Annotated in this window: 22 protein-coding genes; 19 read left to right on the forward strand and 3 right to left on the reverse strand. The window is 36.8% G+C overall.

The window, feature by feature from the left end; genetic code table 11:
- Positions 1-929 (forward strand): mucin-binding protein (locus JHK62_RS00005; RefSeq protein WP_199574642.1); only part of this gene is annotated, 929 nt, incomplete at its 5' end.
- A 242-nt stretch (positions 930-1,171) separates the two neighbouring features.
- On the opposite strand, the gene mutY is transcribed toward JHK62_RS00005, so the two are convergent.
- Both mutY and JHK62_RS00015 read right to left on the reverse strand, forming a co-directional pair.
- Complete coding sequence (mutY, locus tag JHK62_RS00010; protein WP_199574643.1) at positions 1,172-2,335, reverse strand: A/G-specific adenine glycosylase; 1,164 nt, start codon at positions 2,333-2,335, stop codon at positions 1,172-1,174.
- An 87-nt stretch (positions 2,336-2,422) separates the two neighbouring features.
- Positions 2,423-2,881 (reverse strand): LemA family protein, encoded by a 459-nt coding sequence (locus tag JHK62_RS00015; protein ID WP_199574644.1) that lies wholly within the window; start codon positions 2,879-2,881, stop codon positions 2,423-2,425.
- Between the two features lie 170 nt (positions 2,882-3,051).
- Here JHK62_RS00015 and rpsF point away from each other — a divergent pair, with 170 nt between their 5' ends.
- The 12 genes from rpsF (at position 3,052) to JHK62_RS00075 (ending at position 17,331) form a co-directional block, all read left to right on the forward strand.
- Positions 3,052-3,342, forward strand: a complete 291-nt coding sequence (gene rpsF / locus JHK62_RS00020) for a 30S ribosomal protein S6 (protein ID WP_199574645.1) — start codon at positions 3,052-3,054, stop codon at positions 3,340-3,342.
- Positions 3,343-3,353: 11 nt separating this feature from the next.
- A complete protein-coding gene (locus JHK62_RS00025; RefSeq protein WP_199574646.1) occupies positions 3,354-3,827 on the forward strand; it encodes a single-stranded DNA-binding protein in 474 nt (157 codons plus the stop codon).
- A gap of 32 nt (positions 3,828-3,859) precedes the next feature.
- Complete coding sequence (gene rpsR / locus JHK62_RS00030; RefSeq protein ID WP_018369272.1) at positions 3,860-4,099, forward strand: 30S ribosomal protein S18; 240 nt, start codon at positions 3,860-3,862, stop codon at positions 4,097-4,099.
- Positions 4,100-4,202: 103 nt separating this feature from the next.
- Complete coding sequence (locus tag JHK62_RS00035; RefSeq protein WP_199574647.1) at positions 4,203-4,724, forward strand: transcription repressor NadR; 522 nt, start codon at positions 4,203-4,205, stop codon at positions 4,722-4,724.
- Positions 4,725-4,806: 82 nt separating this feature from the next.
- Entirely contained in the window at positions 4,807-5,307 is a 501-nt protein-coding gene (locus tag JHK62_RS00040; RefSeq protein WP_199575220.1) for a hypothetical protein, read from the forward strand.
- 270 nt (positions 5,308-5,577) lie between these two features.
- A complete protein-coding gene (locus JHK62_RS00045) occupies positions 5,578-5,757 on the forward strand; it encodes a hypothetical protein (protein ID WP_199575248.1) in 180 nt (59 codons plus the stop codon).
- Between the two features lie 45 nt (positions 5,758-5,802).
- The gene (locus JHK62_RS00050; RefSeq protein ID WP_199574648.1) at positions 5,803-6,015 is read left to right on the forward strand and encodes a hypothetical protein; all 213 of its coding nucleotides are present in this window, start codon (positions 5,803-5,805) and stop codon (positions 6,013-6,015) included.
- Between the two features lie 139 nt (positions 6,016-6,154).
- Complete coding sequence (locus JHK62_RS00055) at positions 6,155-6,361, forward strand: hypothetical protein (protein WP_199574649.1); 207 nt, start codon at positions 6,155-6,157, stop codon at positions 6,359-6,361.
- Between the two features lie 102 nt (positions 6,362-6,463).
- Complete coding sequence (locus tag JHK62_RS00060; protein ID WP_199574650.1) at positions 6,464-6,934, forward strand: NUDIX hydrolase; 471 nt, start codon at positions 6,464-6,466, stop codon at positions 6,932-6,934.
- Positions 6,935-7,073: 139 nt separating this feature from the next.
- Positions 7,074-9,575, forward strand: coding sequence for a leucine--tRNA ligase (leuS, locus tag JHK62_RS00065; RefSeq protein WP_199574651.1), 2,502 nt, complete (start codon positions 7,074-7,076; stop codon positions 9,573-9,575).
- A 129-nt stretch (positions 9,576-9,704) separates the two neighbouring features.
- Positions 9,705-16,166 carry a pullulanase gene (locus tag JHK62_RS00070; protein ID WP_199574652.1) on the forward strand — a complete coding sequence of 2,154 codons (6,462 nt, stop codon included), beginning with the start codon at positions 9,705-9,707 and terminating at the stop codon, positions 16,164-16,166.
- Between the two features lie 133 nt (positions 16,167-16,299).
- On the forward strand, positions 16,300-17,331 hold the full coding sequence (locus tag JHK62_RS00075) for an aldose epimerase family protein (protein WP_199574653.1): 1,032 nt from the start codon (positions 16,300-16,302) through the stop codon (positions 17,329-17,331).
- Positions 17,332-17,366: 35 nt separating this feature from the next.
- On the opposite strand, the gene JHK62_RS00080 is transcribed toward JHK62_RS00075, so the two are convergent.
- Positions 17,367-18,368 carry a LacI family DNA-binding transcriptional regulator gene (locus JHK62_RS00080; RefSeq protein ID WP_199574654.1) on the reverse strand — a complete coding sequence of 334 codons (1,002 nt, stop codon included), beginning with the start codon at positions 18,366-18,368 and terminating at the stop codon, positions 17,367-17,369.
- A gap of 139 nt (positions 18,369-18,507) precedes the next feature.
- Between JHK62_RS00080 and JHK62_RS00085 the strand changes: the two genes are divergently transcribed.
- The 6 genes from JHK62_RS00085 (at position 18,508) to JHK62_RS00110 (ending at position 25,058) form a co-directional block, all read left to right on the forward strand.
- Positions 18,508-19,680, forward strand: coding sequence for a galactokinase (locus JHK62_RS00085; RefSeq protein ID WP_199574655.1), 1,173 nt, complete (start codon positions 18,508-18,510; stop codon positions 19,678-19,680).
- A 4-nt stretch (positions 19,681-19,684) separates the two neighbouring features.
- Positions 19,685-21,169 (forward strand): UDP-glucose--hexose-1-phosphate uridylyltransferase, encoded by a 1,485-nt coding sequence (gene galT / locus JHK62_RS00090; protein WP_199574656.1) that lies wholly within the window; start codon positions 19,685-19,687, stop codon positions 21,167-21,169.
- Between the two features lies 1 nt (position 21,170).
- On the forward strand, positions 21,171-22,172 hold the full coding sequence (galE, locus tag JHK62_RS00095; RefSeq protein ID WP_199574657.1) for a UDP-glucose 4-epimerase GalE: 1,002 nt from the start codon (positions 21,171-21,173) through the stop codon (positions 22,170-22,172).
- 181 nt (positions 22,173-22,353) lie between these two features.
- Positions 22,354-23,208, forward strand: a complete 855-nt coding sequence (locus tag JHK62_RS00100) for a MetQ/NlpA family ABC transporter substrate-binding protein (protein WP_199574658.1) — start codon at positions 22,354-22,356, stop codon at positions 23,206-23,208.
- Positions 23,209-23,300: 92 nt separating this feature from the next.
- Entirely contained in the window at positions 23,301-24,365 is a 1,065-nt protein-coding gene (locus JHK62_RS00105; protein WP_199574659.1) for a methionine ABC transporter ATP-binding protein, read from the forward strand.
- The gene (locus tag JHK62_RS00110) at positions 24,366-25,058 is read left to right on the forward strand and encodes a methionine ABC transporter permease (protein WP_199574660.1); all 693 of its coding nucleotides are present in this window, start codon (positions 24,366-24,368) and stop codon (positions 25,056-25,058) included.
- The last annotated feature ends 59 nt before the right edge of the window (positions 25,059-25,117 follow it).

A 25,117-nucleotide genomic window follows, 5' to 3' on the forward strand; every position in this document is an offset into this window, starting at 1 on the left:
ACTATGTTGTGGTGATGAAAGAAGTCATTATTGATGTGCCAGTTGGCCCAAGCAACCCATCCCAACCTGTTGGTCCAGAAAACCCAATTGTGCCAAGAAATCCAGAAGGTAATCCGATTAAACCGGGCGATCCGATAGATCCTAATAATCCAGATGGCCCAACTTGGACAGACGACCAATTGGAAGAAGTGACGAAGGAGATTTCTAAGGGGATTACTCGCACGATTACTTATGTGAATGATCAAGGGGCAACTGTTTCAGAAACAGTCACAGATAAAGTGACCTTTACCCGTCCATTCAAGATTAATGTGGTGACGAAGGCAGTGACATATGGGGAGTGGAGTGCACTTAATGGTGATGATACCTTTGATGCGGTGACTTCACCAGTCATTACTGGCTACATTGCGTCACAAGGGGTTGTCGCAGTACAAACGGTAACGGTAGATGAGGATGATATTGCGGTTGAGGTTGTTTATCGCCCATTAGGCAGCTATGTGCCACATGTGCCAGCAGGCTTTGAACCAGACCCAGAAAACCCAATTCCTTCTATCCCATACCCTAATGACCCAGCAGACCCAACTAAACCAGGTAAGCCTGTGACACCAATTCCATTTGTCCCAGGGACTACACCAGAAGGGCCAGATGGTCAACCGCTTCAACCGGTTGATCCAACAGACCCAAGTAAAGGCTATGTGCCACCAGTCATCCCAGAAGATCCAAGTGAGGATATACTAATTCCTTATGTGCCTGTTCCTTCTGATTCAGATGATGGTAATGATAATAGCATTCCAATTAAGCCAATGACTACACAAAAACGTCCTCAATTACCTTTAACAGGTGATGAACAATCTTCAGCAGCTTTGATTGGTATTGCAACACTTATTTCAGCTTTAGCACTTGTGAGTGCACGTCGTCGTAAAAAACACTAAAAAGTTGATATAAGTTTATCTAAAAAAACGAGAGGTTATTGTCCTCTCGTTTTTTAAATTATCGCTTCCTAGTCAAAAGTTAAATAAGACAAAAGTCAAGTGCCTTTTGTTTCTTTCTCTTTTCTAGATTTTTTGTCTTAAAATCTTAAATTATGAAAATGACTTTTTCTCGTTTTTTATATCTACCCAGTATGTTGACTTTACCACTTAGGGTCTTGTCAATCATAAAAAGAGCTAACTAGTTAGCTCTTTTTTTCTTGTTTTATTTTTTGATAAGTTTGCCACATTTTCTTTTGCGGTGTTGCAAAGGGATAATTGGAAAATTCTTTTTCTGGCAACCAAATAAGCACTTTCTCGGATGACAGTTCATCTGATAATGCCTTACCTTCTATCAATTCCACTTCCCATTTTTGATGGCTAAAAACATGCTTAACAAGGGGGAACGTTTGCTCACTCCAAGCTATTTGTAAAGGATATTCCTTAAGAAAAGTCTCTTTTTGCGATTTAAAAGCTACCGTTTTAGAGTTTTCCACATCAAATAAGTCAAGTTGTGTGTCAAGGACTTCTTGTTCAAGGATTGGAAAAGACCAAAACCCTCCTAGCAATTTGTCTTGAGTATTTTTTTCAAGAAGGTAGTCTCCTTTTTGGTTTTGAATAATAAAAGCTTGCAAATGAATGGGACGTGGTTTCTTCTTAGGTTTTTTAATGGGATATTTGTCCATCGTTCCATGGAGGTAGGCACCACTAAAAAAACGAATAGGGCTCTCTTCTGGGCGCGGATTTTTTGCTGACTCGATATCAGTCCCTAAATCCATAAAAGCTTGATTGAAATCACCAGGTCGTTCATGATCTATCAATTGAGCCATTATAGCTTGGAATAGTTTAATGTTTTTGGGATCGCCGATATCGTAATTGACTTCAAAAAGGCGGGCCAAGACACGCATGACATTACCATCAACAGCAGGGGTTGGTTTATTAAAGGCAATACTTGCAATAGCACCAGCTGTGTATGGGCCAATTCCTTTCAAACTAAGAATGTCTTGATAGCGACTGGGAAACTGACCAGAAAAATCTGCCTCGATTTGTTGGGCAGCTTTCTGCATATTTTTTACTCGTGAATAATAGCCAAGTCCTTCCCAAGCTTTCAAAATTTTTTCTTCTGGCGCCTTAGCTAAATCTGAAATGGTCGGAAACCATTCTAAAAATCTTGTGTAATAAGGAATGACAGTGACGACTTGTGTTTGCTGAAGCATAATTTCTGACACCCAAATATGATAGGGGTTATCAGTTCTACGCCATGGTAAATCACGCTTGTTTTCATCATACCAAGCTAAAAGTGTTCTTCTAAAAGAAGCTATTTTGGCATCATCCCACATTGTGATGCCATAATCATTTAAATCTAACATAATTTTATTGTAACAAAACCTTTCATTTTTGAAAATTCTGGATTAATACTTAATAAAAAAAGATGATCTGATCATCTTTTTCAGTATTTAAAAGTCAAAATCAGAAAAATAACTTTTTTCCTTGTGACCTAGAATGTGTTTGAAAAATTTAAATGGTAGGAGATTGATGGTGTTATTATAAGACTCTATCGTTTCATTATAAGAAACTTTATAGCGGTAAAGTTTATCCGTCACGTCTTCTAACGCCTCTTTGTCACCTTCTTTTTTTAGCAATCGAATCTGGTCTTCTGTCATCATAATATTGCTATTGTAGGATGCCAATTTTTGCTCAAGTTGAGTGATAGCACCTGCTTGTTCAAAAATAGATAAAATCACTGGTGTTGGTAACGCTAATAAGACACTAAAGGTTTCAGAAAAATTTTCTAGAGTCTCAAAATTGTCTAGTAGCATTTCAAAAAGGATATTAAAAATCAAATAGGCAGCAAAAAATTGCCAAATGTAAGTGATTATATCCAATCGTTTTACTTTTCTTTTTTTATCAGTCATGGCTATCAAATCTTTCCTTTGTTTTGAAACTATTATAACATTTTTCTAAGGAAAGGACTATATTTTACTTGCAAAACAAGCCATTATCATGTATAATAGTGTCTTGTGAGAATCCCTCACTTACTCATGACAAGATCATGAGTCATTAGACCAAAAGGAGGAAAATATCAATGACTAAATACGAAATTCTTTATATCATTCGTCCAAACATTGAAGAAGAAGCAAAAAATGCTTTGGTAGCACGTTTTGACGCTATCTTGACTGACAACGGTGCAACTGTTGTTGAATCAAAAGATTGGGAAAAACGTCGTCTTGCCTACGAAATCCAAGATTTCCGTGAAGGACTTTACCACATTGTTACTGTTGAAGCAGACAACGATGTTGCTATCAAAGAGTTTGACCGTCTTTCAAAAATCAATGGTGACATTCTTCGTCACATGATTGTTAAACTTGAAGCGTAAGAAGGTAGTTTATGATTAATAATGTAGTACTAGTAGGTCGTATGACCAGAGATGCAGAACTTCGATACACACCAAGTAATCAAGCCGTCGCAACATTTACTTTAGCTGTAAACCGTAATTTTAAAAATCAAAATGGTGAGCGTGACGCTGATTTTATCAATGTTGTGATTTGGCGCCAACAAGCTGAAAATTTGGCTAACTGGGCTAAAAAAGGAACGTTACTAGGTGTTACCGGTCGTATTCAAACACGTAACTATGAAAATCAACAAGGTCAACGTGTGTATGTGACTGAAGTTGTCGCTGACAATTTCCAAATCTTGGAAAGTCGTGCTACACGTGAAGGTGCAAGCACTGGTGGTTACAATCCATCACCAGCAAATCCACAACCGACTTCACAAGCTCAAACACCTAACTTTGCAAGAGATGACAATCCGTTTGGTAATGCCAATCCGATTGAAATTTCTGATGATGATTTACCATTCTAAGAGGATGATTAAAAGTATATAAGGAGAAAAATATGGCTCAACAACGTCGTGGCGGTTTCAAACGCCGTAAAAAAGTTGATTATATCGCAGCTAACAAAATTGAATATGTTGATTACAAAGATACTGAACTACTTAGCCGTTTCGTTTCTGAGCGTGGAAAAATTCTTCCACGTCGTGTGACTGGAACATCAGCTAAAAATCAACGTAAAGTAACAACTGCAATTAAACGTGCACGTGTTATGGCTCTTATGCCTTTCGTTACTGAAGATTAATAATAACAAGAGGTGGCTTTATGCCATCTCTTTTTTATGTTATCATTATCTTAAAAAAGTTATACTGCTAATGTTAAAAATTGTTAAGAAAGGTAAGTAGTTTATGAAAGCAAGCCAAAGGCGCGACCAGATTATAAGCATCTTAAAAGAGAGTAGCACACCTATCTCAGCAACTAAACTAGCAAAAGAATTAGGCGTTAGTAGACAAGTCATTGTTGGTGATATTGCCTTATTAAGGGCTAGTAGTATAGATGTTATGGCAACTCATAGAGGCTATCTATTGGTTGATAATCTTCCCAAGCCAAAGCCTCAGTATATTAAAAAAATAGCCTGCCAGCATTCAGAAGAAGAAGTGGCAAAAGAATTAGACATCATTGTCAGTGGTCGTGGACAAGTTTTGGATGTAGAGATTGAACACCCGCTTTATGGCATTCTAACAGCGACATTAAATATTGCCACAAAAGATGATATAAAATACTTTACCCAACAAGTCAAAGAACATCAAGGTGCTTTATTAAGCCATTTGACACACGGCATTCACAACCATACCATTGCTTGTCCGTCAAAAGAAGACTGTGATAAGATTCTTGAACAACTAAAGAAAGAAGGCATTTTATTAATATAGTTGACAGGTGTCAAGACACATGATAAAATACTTGTGATCAACCAAAAGGAGATGACAAGTGAATCGTTCAAGAACTCAAAAAATGGCTCTAAGTGCCTTGTTAACAGCTTTTGCCATTGCTATTCCTATCGTTATGCCAGCCAAAATCATTATTGGTCCAGCGTCATTTACTCTTGCTAGCCATGTGCCGATCTTTATCGCCATGTTCATCTCTCCCAGCATTGCAATTTTCGTCTCACTGGGCAGTACGCTAGGTTTTTTTATGGCAGGTTTTCCCATAGTGATAGTTTTTAGAGCGCTGTCACATGTTATCTTTGCAAGTATAGGGGCAATTTTAATCAAAAAACGCATAGTCATATTTGCCAAACCCTTCACAACTTTCCTGTTTGCCATAATCATTAACCTTATCCATGGCTTAGCAGAATTTTTAGTCGTTATCGTGATGACAACAGGCTCCCAAGTTGAAACCAATTACTGGTTTACCATGCTCTGGTTAGTTGGTTTTGGAACACTCATCCATGGAACGATAGATTTTTACCTGGCAAGAATTTGTTGGCACTTTATGACAAAGAAAAAGATATAAAAAATAGCACCGTATTAAACGGTGCTTTTTTAATTTTATTTAAGATATTACACTTAAAAGGTTATTGAAAATTTCTTCTACTATATTACTATCTTAAAAGAAAAATGAATAGCTTTTGATGATAAATTTTATTTTAATGCTATAATGATATTAGTAGATAACCTAATAATTTTAATAAAGACTATTAAAATTATCTTCATTAGAGAAAAAGAGAAATTGCTTTGTTTAAAAGATTAAAAAGATAAACATCAGAGAAATGGTAGGTGAAACATGATGAAGCTGGGTGAAAAAGCAATTCTAGTAGTTGCATTATTTGGAGCGCTATTAGTCTCAGTGAGTATGTATCTGATTCCTATCATTAAACCAAATGATCAGTTTTTAGAATTGGTTCTGTTTATTTTAGGAGCAGTTTTAATAATCTTTTCAGTGATAAGAATGAAAAAGTTTTAATTTGAGCATCTAAAGAATTTGCTACTAACAAATAGGAGAATTTTTATGACAATTATTCTAGTCTCAATCATTCTTTTATTTATCTATTATAAACTTTCAGAACGTATTCAAAACAGCTATTTTGATTTGGCAGTTTTCCTATCGTTGATTCTTACTCATATGATTTGGAATTATTATTTTTTGCCAATTGAGTTAATAATTGCAGTAAGTGGTGTTAATCTACTATCAATTGTTTGGAAGAAATTACAAAAGAATTAGGTTTTTTAATGATACTATCATGGAGGTATTGGTATAATAGAAGGATACTTTTATAACTATCTTTGACTAAGAAATTGAATGTTACTAACTTTATTATTAGTACGTTTAATAAATAAAGTAATAAGGAGGTTATTTTTATATGAAACATTTTTTTGCTGGAATTGGTGAAATTCATTTTTTGTTATTTTTATTATATCTAATAATGTCTACTAGTCCAATTATTGGACTAGTGATTGGACTTACTAAAATAAATCCAATAAATTCTATTATTATGGCTCTTGGTATGCTATGGGCATTAACTTTGGTATTATCAAGAGTGTATAGAAAATATTTTTATAAAGAATAAAGTGTATTTATTTTTTATTAAAACAAATGAGTATCAAATACTTAAACTAGGTCAAAAGAGTTCATCAAAAAGTATTTTGTCTCATTAATTTTGGAGGTTTCAATGGATTATATCCACTATATTAGAGAAAAAGTAGGACACGACAAGATTATCTTAACCTTTGCTGGCGGTATTTTAGCTGATAGTCATGGTCGAGTTCTTTTGCAACTGCGTGCTGATAAAAAGACATGGGCTATTCCAGGCGGTGCTCAAGAACTTGGTGAGGATACCGTCACAACTTGTAAGCGTGAATTTTTAGAGGAAACAGGCATTATTGTTGAGCCCACACGTTTACTCAATGTCTATACAAACTTTGAAGAGGTTTATCCGAATGGTGACAAAGTTCAAACGGTTGTCTTTTTGTATGCTTTAAGAAGCCTCTCAGAGCCAGATATCACTCATTTTCATAATGAAGAAACTTTATTGCTTCGCTATTTTTCAAAAGACGAAATAATGGCACTTGATTCATTGTCAGCTAAGCACAGATTAATGTTGGATGAGTATTTTAACAATCGTTTTGATATGGGACATTGAGGTTTACCAGATAAACCAAATAAACCATTTTAAATTTAATCAACCAGCACCGTATTAAACGGTGCTTCTTTTGATAATTGATTTAAAAAAATTTCAAAAACGTGCTATAATAAAAACACTACATTTAATGGAGAATACTATGGTATATTACAATCACAAGGCTATTGAAAAGAAATGGCAAGCCTACTGGGCTGAAAATCACACATTTAAAACGGGAACAGATAAAAATAAACCTAGTTTTTATGCTTTAGATATGTTTCCATACCCAAGTGGTGCGGGGCTCCATGTCGGACATCCCGAAGGCTACACGGCTACTGATATTTTGAGCCGTTATAAGAGAGCACAAGGCTATAATGTCTTACACCCAATGGGTTGGGATGCTTTTGGTCTGCCTGCTGAACAATATGCCATCGATACAGGCAATGATCCAGCTGAATTTACAGCAAGAAATATTGCCAATTTCAAACGTCAAATCAACGCTCTTGGTTTTTCTTATGACTGGGATCGTGAAGTTAACACGACTGACCCTAACTACTATAAATGGACGCAGTGGATTTTTACCAAACTCTATGAAAAAGGTTTGGCCTATGAAGCAGAAGTACCTGTTAACTGGGTAGAAGAGCTTGGAACTGCTATTGCCAATGAAGAAGTTTTGCCTGATGGGACTTCAGAGCGTGGTGGTTATCCTGTTGTTCGTAAACCAATGCGTCAATGGATGCTTAAAATTACTGCCTACGCAGAACGTCTCCTTAACGATTTGGATGACCTTGATTGGCCTGAATCGATTAAAGACATGCAACGAAACTGGATTGGTAAATCAACAGGTGCCAATGTTACCTTTAAAGTTAAAGATACTGAGCAAGAATTTACCGTCTTTACTACTCGTCCTGATACCTTGTTTGGTGCCACTTATGCGGTTTTAGCCCCTGAACATGACTTGGTTGATCAGATTACTACTAAAGAACAAAAAGAAGCTGTTCAAGCTTACCAAAAGCAAGCAAGTTTGAAATCGGATTTGGCTAGAACGGATTTGGCTAAAGAAAAAACAGGTGTTTGGACTGGAAGCTACGCTATCAATCCTGTCAACGGGAAAGAAATGCCTGTCTGGATTGCCGATTATGTCCTAAAAAGTTATGGCACAGGTGCTATTATGGCTGTGCCTGCTCACGATCAACGCGACTGGGAGTTCGCCAAACAGTTTGACTTAGACATTATTCCTGTTCTTGAAGGTGGGGATATCACCAAAGAAGCCTTTACAGAAGATGGGCCTCATATCAATTCTGACTTCCTTGACGGTCTTGCTAAAGAAGAGGCTATCACAAAGATGGTGGCTTGGCTTGAAGACAAGAAGATTGGTACTCAAAAAATCAGTTATCGCTTGCGTGACTGGCTCTTTAGCCGTCAACGTTACTGGGGCGAGCCGATTCCAATCATCCACTGGGAAGATGGTACAAGTACTGCTATTCCTGAAAAGGATTTACCCCTTGTTCTCCCTAAAACCAGTGATATTAAACCTAGTGGTACTGGAGAAAGCCCACTTGCCAACTTGACTGATTGGCTCACTGTCACACGTGAAGATGGTGTCAAAGGACGTCGTGAAACCAATACCATGCCACAATGGGCAGGCTCAAGCTGGTATTATCTCCGTTATATTGATCCGCATAATGATAACAAGCTAGCTGATGAAGACTTGTTGAAACAATGGCTACCTGTTGATGTTTATATTGGCGGAGCAGAACATGCTGTGCTCCATCTCCTTTATGCCCGATTCTGGCATAAGTTCCTTTATGATATTGGAGTTGTCCCAACTAAGGAACCCTTCCAAAAACTGTTTAACCAAGGAATGATTTTAGGAACAAGCTATCGAGATAGCAGAGGCGCCCTTGTTGCGACGGATAAGATAGAAGAAAGAGATGGACTTTTCTACCATCTAGAAACAGGAGAAGAACTCGAACAAGGTCCAGCGAAAATGTCGAAGTCACTTAAAAATGTTATCAATCCTGATGATGTGGTTGAAAAATATGGTGCTGACACACTTAGAGTTTATGAGATGTTTATGGGACCACTTGATGCTAGCATTGCTTGGTCAGAAGATGGTCTTGAAGGAAGTCGTAAATTCCTAGACCGTGTTTACCGCTTGTTGACGTCAAAAGAAACAACAACAGAGAACAACGGCCATTTGACCAAGGTTTACCATGAAACCGTTAAAGCAGTAACAGAACAGATTGAGAGTCTGAAATTTAATACTGCTATTGCCCAATTGATGGTCTTTGTCAATGCTGCCAACAAAGAAGAAAAATTCTTCATTGATGATGCGAAAGGCTTTATTCAGCTTCTTGCCCCTTTTGCTCCTCATTTGGCTGAAGAATTATGGCAAAAGATTAACCCAACCGGTCAATCGATTTCTTATGAATCATGGCCAACCTATGACGAAAAACAATTGGTTGAAGATGAGATTGAAATTGTTGTTCAAATCAACGGTAAGGTTCGTTCTAAATTAGTAATTGCTAAAGATACCAGTCGTGAAGAACTGGAATCTCTCGCTAAATCTGATGAAAAAATTGCTGAGTTGATAACAGGTAAAACAATTGTGAAAGTGATTGCTGTTCCAAATAAACTGGTCAACATTGTTGTCAAATAAGATTCAAAAGTCTAATCTATAGGGGTTAGACTTTTTTTAAAAAGGTCTATGCAAGCGCTTGCCTAAACCTTATCAAAAGAGTATACTAATAGGTGTATCACAAAACACATAAAAAGGAGGAAAGACATAATGCCTAATACTTCTAAGCAAGGTAAAACCTACCCTTCTGATAAAAAACAGGTGTTTTCTATCAGAAGTTTAAAAGTTGGAGTTGCTTCAATAGCGATTGCTTCTAGTTTTTTTGTTACTGGAATGGTAAGCAACACACTTGTTTTAGCTGAGGATAAAACAGAAAACACACAGCTAGTGACAACGGAAGTTACTGATAAAACTGATTTACCGGTCAGTGAGGAAGATTTGTCTGTTGACGATCAAGTAAATAAAGACATAGCTGTTTCGGATAATTTGCTTGAGTCAACGACTAGTTTACCATCAAATGATAGTCAAGCACTGCTTGAAGATGGTTCCGATATTATTTCAAAAGATAGCGTTGAAGTCGCTAATCAAGAGGCTGCTGTTCAGGAAAACCGTCTCGACGATACTATCTTACCAGTAGCCGTCGCTCAGACAGAATCTCAAGCGACACCAGCCATTGAAGCAGGACATGTTCGTCTTCATTTTGAAGGACTTGAAGCTGATAATGTTGAACAAAATGCCCTCTGGTTGTGGGGAAGTGTTGAGAAACCTTCAGAAAACTGGCCAAATGGTGCCACTTCATTTTCAGCCAATCAGGTAGATGACTTTGGACACTATGTCGATCTTAAGACATCTGATAATCCGTCAACCATTGGTTATCTCCTTTTAAAAAATGGTGAGAAGGTTGTTGATGCCGACCAAAAAGTTGAATTGTTGACCCCGAATATGACTGAGGCTTGGATAACCAAAAACTTAGACGTTTATCCCTATCAACCTTTAGCTGATGAGAATACCTTGAGAATTAATTATTATCGTAAGGATAATAACTATGATGGCTGGGGTGTTTGGCTATGGGGGGACACAGAAGCTTCCAGCGATTGGCCAAATGGTGCTTTAGATTTTAAAGACACTGGCTCATACGGTCGCTATCTTGATATTCCACTATCAAAAGGCTTATCCTCTCAGATTGGATTTTTATTAGTCAATCAAAATAATCCAGAATTGCCTGGCAATAAAACCAAGGATTTTGCCTTTTCAAATAGAGAAAAACATAGTCAGTTATTCTTAAATGATGCGTCTAGCGATGTTTATACCAATCCCTATTTTATTGCCGATAAACCAATGTTAGACACTGAAAAGGCTGTTCCTGGGACTGCTAACATCACTGTTCAAGCAACAGTGAATCGTTCTTTTAATTACAATGAAAATGCTATAGTTAGTTTAACGGTTACTAACCCAGACCAAGTTGAGATTGCTAAAATGGAAATCGATACCAGCCTTATTGGTGGTAAAAAAATACCAATTTCAACAGAGTTAAACAAAGTAACGATTACTGCTACTAGTGACATCACACCGGGAAATTATGATTTACCAATTAGAGTTTATGATAAAGATAATGGCTATTATGACACAACAGTTTCAGTTGAAGTGACTAAAAGAAATAAGGCAGCCAATGAAAAAGACTGGGATGAGCAAATTATCTATTTCATGCTGACCGACCGTTTCTATAATGGTGATAAAACCAATGATAATCCTAATCAAATTGATACCACTTCTGTCAAAAATCAAGCAGGTCTCTATCAAGGTGGTGATTTTAAAGGGATTACTGAGAAATTAGACTACCTGAAAGATTTAGGAGTTTCTTCTATCTGGATAACACCGATTGTCGAAAATATTGAAACGGATGCTGGCACAAAAGAAGATGGTGAATACTATGCTTATCATGGCTATTGGGCTTCTCGTTTTGAAGCTTTAAATCCTCATCTTGGATCATTAGCAGACTTTCATGAATTAATTGACAAGGCTGCAGAAAAAAATATCAACATTATTGTTGATGTGGTTTTAAATCATGCGGGTTATGGGGCACAGGACAATTTCAAGGGATTGATTCGTAGCCCAGAAGAAACAAAAGACGGTGATGATGAAAGAGGTTCACTCGCAGGACTACCTGATTTTAAAACAGAAGACATGGCTGTTCGTGACCAATTGGTGTCATGGCAATCTTCTTGGTTAGATCGTTCAACAACAGCAAAAGGAAATAGTATTTATGCCTTTCGTGTGGATACCGTTAAACATGTGGATGATACGACTTGGCAACACTTTAAAAATGCTCTTGCTCAAAAAGACGTTGATTTCCATTTGATTGGAGAGAGCTGGGGTGCCAACTATCAGGACACTAAAGGTGATCTTGGTGTAGGAACAATGGATAGCCTCTTAGATTTTGGTTTTAAAGATATTGCTAAATTTTTGGTCAATGGTCATCTAAAAGCGGCCAATAAAGAATTGATGCAAAGAAATGCTACCTTAACTAGTTCTGCCACTCTTGGACAATTTTTAGGAAGCCATGATGAAGATGGTTTCTTATATAGTGTTGGTGGCGACACCAACAAATTAAAATTAGCTGCTACTATGTTGATAACAGCTAAAGGGCAACCTGTCATCTATTACGGTGAAGAATTAGGACAATCAGGTGCTAATAATTGGCCCATTTATGATAACCGTTACCTGTTTGATTGGGAAAACACTAAAAATAATGATGTTTTAGCTCACTATAAAAAAGTGTTAGCCTTTCGAAATGCACACTCAGAAACACTCTCAAGAGGAACAAATGAAGAGTTAGGTGGAAGTGATAGCCAACAATGGCTCTTAACCAAGCGATCTTATAAGGATGATAGTGTCTATGTACTTTATGCAACAGGAGCAGACAATAAAGAGATTAAGCTAGAGGTTTCTGCTGCAGATACTATGATCACCGATGACTACAGTGGTAAAACGCATTCTAGTCTTGCTGAGGATGGCAAATTCTTTGTTTATGTGACAATCCCTTCACTAAAAGAGGGTGGTACCATGCTATTAAGAACAGATAATGGTGAGATTCTATCCTCAAGTGCAGTTACTAAAACACAAGAACCTATTGAGGAAGGTTATTTCAGAGTACATTTTAAAAAATTACCATCAGATAATCTTTCAAGTCTTGGCTTATGGATTTGGGATGATGTGGAAACACCATCAAGTGATAATGGTGCTTGGCCAACAGGAGCTATTAATTTTAGCACTGCAAAAGAAGATGACTATGGCTATTATTTAGACTTGAAAATGAGTTCAGGCAACAGAAATAAAATTAGTCTTTTAATCAATAATACAGCTGGTGATAACATTACAGGTGATAAAACAATTGAACTCATTGCCTCAAAAATGAATGAAGCGTGGTTTGATGATGATTACAATTATCAACTGTATGAACCACTTCAAGAAGGCTATTTACGTATTAATTATTTCCGAACTGACGGCCAATATGATCAAAAATCTCTTTGGATTTGGGGTGATGTCGAAACAAAACCGGGAGAAATTACACAATGGCCTGATGGTATTGATTTTGAACAAACAGGCAATTATGGTAGATATATTGATATCAAATTAACTGATTTACCTAAAGAACTAGGATTCTTGTTGATTGATGAGAGTAAATCGGGTGATGATGTTAAAATTCAACCAAATGATTACAAATTATCATTAATGAAAGGGCAAACGCAGATTTTTGTAAAAGATAGTGACCCTACCATTTACACAAATCCTTATTTTGTAAATAATACTCGTATGATTGGAGCACAACACACAGGCTTAAACACCATTGAAACCATTTTTAACACTTTAGATGGTGTGACAAAAGAAGATTTAATGAAAGACATTACCGTTTCAGATGCGTCAAATCAAACGGTATCATTGTCAGATATTCTGATTGATGAAAAGACAAAAATTGTGACCTTGATGGGAGAATTTCCACAAACAAGCGCACCTTATACCATTCATTTTGGTGATGATGATTTTAAAACAGCAATGAACTGGCAATTAAAAGATAGTATTTATCGCTATGATGGGCCTCTAGGTGCACAAGTTAAGGAAGACGGACGAGTTATTGAAATGACTTTCTGGTCACCAAGTGCTGATGCAGTTGATGTGGTGGTCTATGATAAGGACAATCAAGCCAAAATAGTCGGAAAAGTGGCTATGACTAAGGGGGATCTTGGTCAGTGGCATACACAGCTAAAAGCAGACACAGAACTTAATATTAGTGATTATCGTGGCTACTATTACCACTATGAAATCACTAGAGGACAAGAGAAAGTTCTAGTGCTTGACCCTTATGCCAAGTCATTGGCGGCTTGGAATAGTGAGTTAGCAGACACAGATCCATCTTATAGAGTGGCGAAAGCTGCCTTTGTTGATCCTTCTCAAGTAGGACCAAAGGAATTGACGTTTGCTCAAATTGATGGCTTCAAAACAAGAGAAGATGCTATCATTTATGAAGCGCATGTCCGTGATTTCACTTCTGATGAGTCAATTGCCAAAGGATTAAAGCATCAATTTGGAACCTTCTCAGCCTTTATTGAAAAATTAGACTACCTTAAAGATCTTGGTGTTACTCATGTCCAACTATTACCTGTTATGAGCTATTATTTCGCTAATGAATCAGAAAATGGGAAACGTTTAACAAACTATGCCTCAAGTGATACCAACTATAATTGGGGTTATGACCCACAAAGCTATTTTGCTTTGACAGGTATGTATTCAGAAACACCAACTAATCCACTTGCTAGAATTGCTGAATTTAAAGAACTCGTCAATGAAATTCACAAGCGTGGCATGGGCGTGATTTTAGATGTGGTTTATAACCATACGGCTAAAATCTTTATTTTTGAAGATTTAGAACCAAATTATTATCACTTCATGGATGCTAATGGCACACCTAGAACTAGCTTTGGTGGTGGACGTTTAGGAACGACTCACCATATGAGCCAACGTGTATTGGTAGATTCTATCAAATACCTCGTTGATGAGTTTAAGATAGATGGTTTCCGTTTTGATATGATGGGTGACCATGATGCAGAGTCTATTGAAAAAGCTTATTTGGAAGCTAAGAAAATAAATCCTAATATTATCATGTTGGGAGAGGGCTGGTTGACTTTTGTTGGTGATGAAAACAAAGCTCAGCAAGCAGCTGACCAAACTTGGATGAATCAAACAGATACAGTGGCAGTCTTTTCAGATGATATCAGAAATCTCTTGAAATCTGGTTTCCCAAGTGAAGGACAACCTGCCTTTATCACAAATGGTGCTAAAAATATTGAACAACTCTTTAACAATATCAAAGCACTACCAGGTAATTTCACAGCAGATTCACCAGGAGATGTCATTCAATACATTGCTGCCCATGATAATTTAACCTTATTTGATATTATTGCCCAATCTATTAAGAAAGACCCAGCTATTGCAGAGAATTTACAAGAAATCCATAAACGTTTGCGTATTGGAAATCTTTTGGTACTAACCTCACAAGGAACACCATTTATTCACTCTGGTCAAGAATATGGTCGTACGAAACAATTCTTAGGAGTAGGATATGAAAAACCAGTAGCAGATGATAAGGTACCAAGTAAAGCCCATCTCTTAGTGGATGAGCAGGGTAATCCTTTCAAATACCCTTATTTCATTCATGATTCTTATGATTCAACAGATGCCATTAATCGATTTGATTGGCAAAAAGCAACTGATAAAGAGGCTTATCCTGAACACACACTGAGCCAAGCCTATACCAAAGGATTAATTGCTCTAAGACGTTCAACGGATGCCTTTAATCTCAAAACCATGGCTGAAATCAACAAAAATGTCAGCCTCATCTCTCAACCTAATCAAAATGGAATCAACACAGATGATTTGGTTATTGCTTATCAAACCATTGCTTCAAACGGTGAAGTTTATGCGGTCTTTATCAATGCAGATACAAAAGAGCGCCAGTTTGTCTTATCAGATGCCTATAAGCCTTTACTAGAAGCTGATATTATTGTGGATGGTCAAATGGCAGGTATTACGCCAATTAGTCAACCATTTGGTGTCAATAAAACAGCTGATGCCGTTCATTTGGCACCACTAACAGCTACTGTATTTAGACTAAAAGCGACTCCTCAAGCTGAACAAGAGTTGACGATCGAATTGACTTATGAAGATGGCACACCTTTTGTCAAAGAACTTATCAAAGGGCGATCTCATAGTCCGATTGAAAAAAGAGTTTATGAGGCACCAACTGGTTATCATTTTGACAATGTTTTTGTTGATCCAGTAGAGTATCACCTCTCTCTCGATAAAAAAGTATTGACGGTTTATGGTAGCTTTGATGCTAATGATTTAGCAGGAGGCGTTGATAATGAGCCACAATTATTGAGAGCTAACTTGGTGAAAGACGAAATGGTTACGATGCCAAACAATCAAACTAAAGAAGTACCAGCTAGTCAATCCAGTCACCAAGAAAAAACAGATAAGACAGTTCAAACTAAGGCACACCACCAATTGCCTAATACAGGTGAAAACCATTCTCTATTAGGTTTAGTGGGTCTAGGTTTACTTGCAATTGCTTCTAAATTTGGTTATTCACGTCAAAAAAGATTAAATGACGAATAGTTTTTTAGTCAAACCATCAGACCCCACCCTAGCTTTCTAGAGTGGGGTTTTTAGCGAAAGGATAAGAAAACGTTTACTTTTAATATATTAAGTTGTAAAATAAGAATAGTTAAATTGTTTGAAGGAGATTACTATGGAAATTCTAACAAAAGTGATTGAAACAATCGCTGATAAAGAGGTCACTCAAATTCGTCTTATTAATGATAATGGGATTGAAGCTCATCTGATAACATTAGGAGCTACTTGGCAAGCTTTTTTAGTACCTCAAGCAGATGGTTCTAAGAAAAATATTGTTTTAGGATTTGACACACCAAGTCATTACAACCAAAACGGTATAGCTGCCGGCCAGTCTATTGGTCGTGTGGCAGGACGTATTCATAAAGGTCAATTTACAATTTCAGGAAAAGACTATCAGGTGGCACAAAACAATAATGGCAATGCTTTACATGGTGGTCCAAATGGTTTTAATCGCCAGCACTGGGATTATGAGTTAGTTCAAAACAATGATACAATTGGGGTCAAATTTACCTACCATGCCAAGGAAACCGTTGATGGCTTTCCAGGGGACATGACAGTCACTGCTTTTTATCAATTAGACAATAAAAATAAATTAACAGTTTCTTACACAGCGTCAGACGTCACTAAAGATACCCTCTTTAATCCAACAAACCATGTTTATTTCAACCTTAGTGATAAGCAAGATTTATCAAGTCATGAATTACAAATCCAGGCAGACCAAGTCCTAGAATCAGATGACACTCTCATTCCAACAGGGATCAAAAAAGAAGTGGTAAACACACCTTATGATTTTAGAAACTTTAAGCCAATCATTCCGGCCATTGAAGCAACAGGTGGGATAGATGATGCCTTTCTTGTCAGCTCAAAAGACAATCAGCCGATTGCTGTTTTAAGAGATAAAGAAAGCCGTGACACCGTCTCTATTTATTCAGATAGAAACGCTCTTGTTGTTTATACCTTTAACTTCCCTGAGGATAATGTTTATTTTGCCAGAGATAATGGTCTTGAAAATAAAAAACATGAGGGTGTCGCAATGGAAGCACAAACACTTCCTGATGCCATTAATCATCCAGACTTTGGTGATACTATTATCAAAAAAGGAGATACACAGACACATACGATAACATTTGCGTACACAAAAGCGTAATTTAAAAACCACGATTTTATTATCGTGGTTTTTTATTAGAGGCAACTATCTCTGATGGTTAACTTTGTGGCCAATCTAACCATTGAAGCAATTTTTGGAGGATTAGGAGATAATAGTTGTGTCATCAAATCCACTGCAATTTTCCCCATTTCTTCAGTATAGACAGTGACACTTGATAAAGTAGGATAAACTTGTTTAGTAATTGGTGTGTCATTAAAAGCAATAAGACTCACTCTTTCAGGGACAGGAATTTTAGCTTCTTGCAATGCTTTTAAAGCCCCAACTGCTAAGGTATCATTAGCAATGAAGAAGGCTTTGGGAAGTTCCTTGCCTAATTCTTTAATAGCTTTTTGCATCAATTCATAGCCTGATTGGGTTGAAAATGGTCCTACATAAACTGATTTTGCTTTGTAGATGCCTAATTCACTCATGTAATTTTTGAAGGTTCGAAAACGTTGATCAATCAAATGGTCTAAACCATCACTTGTAGATTCTTCACCAGCTATCATTCCGATATCAGATAGATTTTGATTTAAAAAATAATCAATGGTATTGATGACTGAACTATCAAAATCCGTTGTCACACAAGAATAGCCACTATTAAGCGTATCACTATCAACAAAAATGAGTGTTGAAGTGATTTTTTCCAGTTTTTTAATCTGTTTTTGACTGAATTTACCGATGGCAATAATCCCTGTAATGTCAGTATCAATCGAAAAAATAGCATTGTTGAAAAAGCGTAGGATATCATATCCTAGCTCTTGAGCTCTCTTTTCAATACCAATCCGAATGGCGTAGTAGTAGAGGTCGTTTAGCTCTTCTTGTTCACTGTACCATTGCAAAATGGCTATTGTTTTTTTGGGACCAACTTTTTTGGTATTTTTTTGATGTTTGGTGTAGTTGAGTCTTTCGGCAGCACTGATTATTTTTTTTCTGGTCTCAGGACTGACTGAAAGGGTGTCATCTTGGCTGAGAACCCTTGATACTGTTGCTATTGAAACATTTGCTGACTTAGCAATATCTTTAATTGTTGCCATAACCATTCTCCTTTAATCGTTTTTATTATATCATAACAATTAAAAAATTAGTAAAATTTTACTAAAATAATTGACTTTAGTTTTTCTAAAGCGTAAAATAATAGTGAAACATTATCAAATAGTTTAAAAGGAGATTCTCATGGAGATTCAAGAATTACAACAAGCTTTTTCAGCGATTTTTAATGCTGACGCCGACGCTACTTTCTTCTCGCCAGGACGTATTAATTTGATAGGTGAGCATACCGACTATAATGGTGGTCATGTCTTTCCAGCAGCTATCACCATTGGAACATATGGAGCAGCAAGAAAACGTGACGATCAAACCTTACGTTTTTATTCAGCCAACTTTGAAGAGTTAGGTATTATCGAAGTGGATTTGAATAATCTTGTGTTTGATAAGAAAGACAATTGGACAAACTATGCTAAAGGTGTTCTTAAATTCTTGCAAGAAGCAGGTCATACTATTGACAAGGGTATGGATATCTATGTTTATGGTAATATTCCAAATGGTGCTGGGTTATCATCATCAGCATCATTAGAACTGTTGATTGGTATTATTGCAGAAGAATTATTTGATCTTAAATTAGAACGTCTTGACCTTGTCAAAATTGGTAAACAAACTGAAAATAATTTTATCGGGGTTAACTCAGGCATTATGGATCAGTTTGCTATTGGTATGGGAGCAGATAATCGTGCTATCTACCTGGATACTAATACCTTAGAGTATGATTTAGTACCGCTTGACTTGGGCAATAACGTTATTGTGATTATGAATACCAACAAACGCCGTGAATTGGCAGATTCAAAATATAATGAACGTCGCAGTGAATGTGAAATGGCTGTTGAAGAATTAAACGCTGTTTTAACTATTAAAACGCTTGGTGAGTTGGATGCCAAAACCTTTGATGAGTACGCTTATCTCATCAAGGATGAAAATCGTATCAAACGCGCTCGTCATGCTGTCCTTGAAAATCAAAGAACTTTAGAAGCGCGTGAAGCTTTAGCAGCTGGTGACTTGGAAAAATTCGGTCGCTTGGTTAATGCTTCTCACGTGTCTTTAGAGCATGACTATGAAGTAACAGGTATTGAACTTGATACCTTAGCACACACTGCTTGGGAACAAGAAGGCGTGCTTGGTGCACGTATGACAGGTGCTGGATTTGGTGGCTGTGGTATCGCCATTGTCGCTAAAGACAAAGTTGAGCAATTCACCAAAAACGTTGGCGACATCTACACAGAAAAAATCGGCTATGCCCCAGACTTCTACATTGCTGAAGTAGCAGGTGGTTCACGTGTCCTATCAAGAAAATAAAACTATGAAAACAATAATAGACGTCTTTGTTGAAAAAGTGATTGAGAATTCTCACTACACGGCTTTAGATGCCATTTATCTCAGAAATCGTATTTTAGCTTTAGTGGGTGAAGAGAATAGCCAAAAAGAAACAGACCTTAATGAGTTGATTGCTTTGAAAGATGAACTGGTTGAATTAGCTGTTTTAAATGGTAAAGTTGGTTCTCTCCAAGAAGAAAAAGATACCTTGGGAGCAGAATTGATGAATTTTATCACTCCAACTCCTAGCCAGCTTAATCATGACTTTTGGCAAACGTACGATAAGGATAAACAAAAAGCCATTGCTGATTTTTACCAACTTAGTCAAAAAAATGACTACATCAAATTAAAAGCGATTGCTAAAAATATTTATTACCAAGTAGCCACTGATTATGGCAATTTAGAGATTACGATTAATCTGTCTAAGCCTGAAAAAGATCCTAAGTCGATTGCTATGGCTAAGCAAATGAAAAGCACTAGCTACCCTATGTGCCAACTTTGTGTTGAAAACGAAGGCTATCAAGGTAGGATTAATCATCCTGCTAGAGCCAATCATCGCATTATTAGACTTGATTTAGGGGATGAAAAATGGGGGTTCCAATATTCACCTTATGCCTACTTTAATGAGCATAGTATTGTGTTAAACACTGAACATGTTCCCATGGTGATTAGTCAAAAAACCTTTGAACAGTTACTAGACATCGTTGATATTTTTCCAACCTATTTTGTTGGTAGCAATGCCGATTTACCAATCGTTGGTGGCTCTATTTTGACACATAATCATTACCAAGCAGGGAAACATACCTTTCCTATGGAAGTGGCTCCACTTGATACAACCTTTACTTTTAAAGGCTATGAGACTATACAAGCGGGAATTGTGAAATGGCCAATGTCTGTTCTGCGCCTAAGAAGTGACAATAAAAAAGAGTTGATTGATTTGGCAGAAAAAATTCGGCTAGCTTGGAAAGATTATTCTGATCAGAGCCAAGATATTATTGCTAAAACTGGTAGTGAAGAACACCATACAGTGACTCCTATTGCTAGAAAAAATAATGGCTCATATGAGCTTGATCTTGTTTTAAGAGATAATCATACGTCGGAAGAATTTCCAGATGGGATTTATCATCCACATCCAGATGTGCAACACATCAAAAAAGAAAATATTGGCCTCATTGAAGTGATGGGACTGGCTATTTTACCTCCTCGTCTGAAAGATGAGCTTTTAGAAGTTGAACATTATTTGTTGGAAGAAGAAAATGAATTAAAAGACTATCATAAGGACTGGGCAGATGCCATCAAGGCCAAGTATGGTCAGTTTGACCGAGACACGGTATCAACTATCGTCAAACAAGAGATGGGCCTTGTTTTTGCTCGCGTGCTTGAGGATGCCGGTGTCTACAAACGCACACAAGCAGGTCAAGACGCCTTTATGGCTTTTGTTAGAAGTGTTGGGATTAAAGAAGGAGAATAAAATGACTGTTTTAGTACTTGGTGGAGCAGGTTATATAGGCTCACACATGGTTGATCGTTTGATTGAAAAAGGTGATGAACAAGTAGTCGTGGTAGACAATTTGGTGACAGGTCACCGTTCTTCTGTCCATTCTGATGCTGTTTTTTATGAAGGCGACTTGGCAGATAAACCTTTCATGCGACAAGTTTTTACAAAACATCCTGATATTGATGCAGTGATTCATTTTGCAGCCTTCTCACTGGTGGCAGAGTCTATGAGTGATCCTTTAAAGTATTTTGATAACAATACTTCTGGAATGATTTCATTACTTGAGGTGATGAGAGAGTTTGAAATCAAAAACATTGTTTTTTCATCAACAGCAGCAACTTATGGTATTCCAGAAAAAATGCCAATTCAAGAAGAAGATAAACAAAACCCAATCAATCCATATGGTGAAAGTAAACTGATGATGGAAAAAATTATGAGATGGGCTGATAGTGCTTATGGATTAAAATCTGTGGCATTGCGTTATTTTAATGTCGCAGGTGCTAAACCAGATGGTTCTATTGGTGAAGATCACGGTCCTGAAACCCACATTTTACCAATTATCTTACAAGTCGTTCAAGGTAAGCGTGATAAAATGATGATTTTTGGTGATGATTACAACACACCAGATGGAACTAATATCAGAGACTATGTCCATCCATTTGATTTGGCTGATGCTCATATTTTGGCGGTCGATTATTTACGAAAAGGTCATCCATCAACAGCCTTCAATTTAGGCTCATCAACTGGTTTTTCCAATTTAGAAATTTTAGAAGCAGCAAGAGAAGTAACAGGCCATCCTATTCCATCAGAGATTGGCGAGAGAAGACCTGGAGATCCTGATACACTCATTGCTGACTCAACAAAAGCAAGAGAAATTTTAGGCTGGAAACCTCAGTTTGATAACATTAAAAAAATCATTGAGACAGCTTGGGCTTGGCATTCTAGTCATCCTAAGGGTTACGATGATAGAGATTAGACCTTTTTCATAAGATTTAAAATAATATGCTTGTCTGTCTTATTTTTGACAGCAGGCATTTTTTGTAAGTTTAGATATAGTTAAAAACTATAACAAATCCTATCAAATAACAATTTGATTCTTATAATGACTTATGAGAGAATAAGACCAGTTATTTATTAAAAGAAAAAGAGGAATTACTATGTCATTAAAAAAAATAGTTTCATTACTGACGATTACATTATTAGCAGGCTTTATTTTAGCAGCATGCGGTGCTAAGAGTGACGACGATGATGCTAAAACATTAAAAATCGGTGTGATGTCAATGACAGAGTCTGATGAAGCACGTTGGGATAAAATTGAAGACTTATTAGAGTCTGAAGATATCGATCTTGATTTTGTAGAATTCACTGAGTACTCTCAACCAAACAAAGCTTTGGCAAACGGTGAAGTGGATATTAATGCTTTTCAACATTACAACTTTTTAAACAATTGGAATGATGAAAATAATGGTGATTTAGTAACTATCGCTGAAACCTATATCAGTCCAGTTCATCTCTTTTCAGGCACGGATACTTCTGGTAAAGCCAAATATAAAACTGTTTCTGAATTACCAGATGGCGCTCAAATTGCAGTGCCAAATGATGCCACAAATGAAAGTCGTGCACTTTATGTTTTACAAACAGCTGGTTTGATTGAGTTAGACGTTTCAGGTGATGAACTTGCAACCATTGCTAATATCAAATCAAATCCTAAAAACTTAGACATTAAAGAACTTGAAGCTAGTCAAACAGCTCGTTCACTCATTTCAGCAGATGCAGCTATCGTTAACAACAGTTATGCTGTGCCAGCAGATATTGATTATGAAACATCACTCTTTAAAGAAGAGATTAATGATGATTCAAAACAATGGATTAACATTATTGTCGGTCAAAAAGATTGGGAAAAATCTAAAAAAGCAGACTTGATTAAAAAAGTTGTAGAAGCTTATCAAACAGATGATGTTAAGAAAATCATCGAAGAGACTTCAGATGGCATTGACTTACCAGTTTGGTAATTTAAAGACAATTAAGCGTGTGAATAACACGCTTAATTGTCTTATAGGCTCTAACCAATTACTATTAAAAGGAAAAAAGAAAGGGAACAACTATGGCTCAAACCATTATCTCCTTAGACAACATTGACATTACCTTTCGTCAAAAAAATAAAATGATTGAAGCCGTTAAAAATGTTAGTCTAACAATTGATAAGGGACAAATTTACGGTATTGTAGGCTACTCAGGAGCAGGAAAATCAACACTCGTGCGCGTGATAAATCTTTTACAAGTGCCAACAGCAGGAAAAATTATTGTTGATGGTGACGTGATGTTCGATCAAGATAAGGTTCAAATTAGCACTAAGGAGCTGCGTGAAAAACGTCGTGATATCGGGATGATTTTCCAGCATTTCAATCTAATGGCACAAAAAACAGCAAGAGAAAATATTGCCTTTGCCTTAAAACATTCGCCACTTAGTAAAGAAGAAAAGGAAGAAAAAGTCCAAGAGTTACTAGATTTGGTAGGATTGGCTGATCGCTCCGAAAGCTATCCAGCTCAGTTGTCTGGTGGTCAAAAGCAACGTGTAGCGATTGCTCGTGCTCTAGCCAATGACCCTAAAATTTTAATTTCCGATGAATCAACTTCTGCCCTGGACCCAAAAACAACGCAACAAATTTTAGCTCTGCTACAAGAACTTAATCAAAAATTAGGCTTAACCATTGTTCTCATTACTCACGAGATGCAAATCGTAAAAGACATTTGTCACCGTGTTGCGGTCATGCAAAATGGTCAATTAATTGAAGAGGGTTCTATTTTAGAGATATTTTCACATCCAAAAGAAGCTTTAACAAAAGACTTTATCAATGTGGCAACGGGTATTGATGAGGCGTTACCAAAAATAGAAAGACAAGAAATCGTCCAACAATTACCTGAAAATGCGGTCTTAGTAAAATTAAATTATGTCGGTTCATCAACAGATGAGCCTATCCTTAATCGCATTTATAAGCAATTTAACATTAGTGCTAATATTTTATACGGTAATATTGAAATTTTGGATAATACACCTGTTGGTGAAATGATTGCTATTTTAGAAGGCAACGAGGAGAGTCTCGAAAAAGCTCTAGTAGCTATCAATGCCTCCAACGTCACCGTAGATATTTTAAAGAGAGGACGTTAAATGATTGAGTTAATTCAAACCTATTTACCCAATGTTTATCAGCTAGGTTGGTCTGGTGATAATGGATGGGGAACTGCAATTTATTACACACTCTACATGACCATTATTCCCTTTATTGTGGGAGGTAGTGCTGGCTTGGGTATTGGTTTATTATTAGTCATGACAGGTCCTCAAGGTGTTCTAGAAAACAAATATATCCACTGGATTCTTGATAAAATCATCTCTATTTTTAGGGCTATCCCTTTTATCATCTTACTTGCAATTATGTATCCTTTAGCCTTATTATTAGTGAATTCCGTGATTGGGCCAGATGTTGCTAATATATCGCTTTCAGTGGCGGTCTTTGCCTTTTTTGTTAGACAAGTCCAAGTGGTCATGTCAGAATTGGATAAAGGCGTCATTGAAGCTGCAAAAGCCTCGGGAGCCACAACTTGGGACATTGCCGTCATCTATATTACAGAAGGCCTACCTGATATCATTCGTGTGGCAACTGTCACCATCATCTCTTTGGTTGGTGAAACAGCAATGGCCGGTGCCATTGGTGCAGGAGGACTTGGGCATGTGGCCATATCTTACGGTTATAACCGATATAATAATGATGTTACCTGGGTTGCTACTCTTTGTATTCTTCTTATTATCTTTGGCGTTCAATTTTTGGGAGATTTTCTCACTAAAAAAATAAGTCATAAATAAAATAAGTATCACTAGGTATGTTTATATCAACAAAAAACGTCTTCTTACAACTGTAAGAA

It is taken from the genome of Streptococcus pacificus (assembly GCF_016481305.1).
Taxonomy (GTDB): Bacteria; Bacillota; Bacilli; order Lactobacillales; family Streptococcaceae; genus Streptococcus; species Streptococcus pacificus.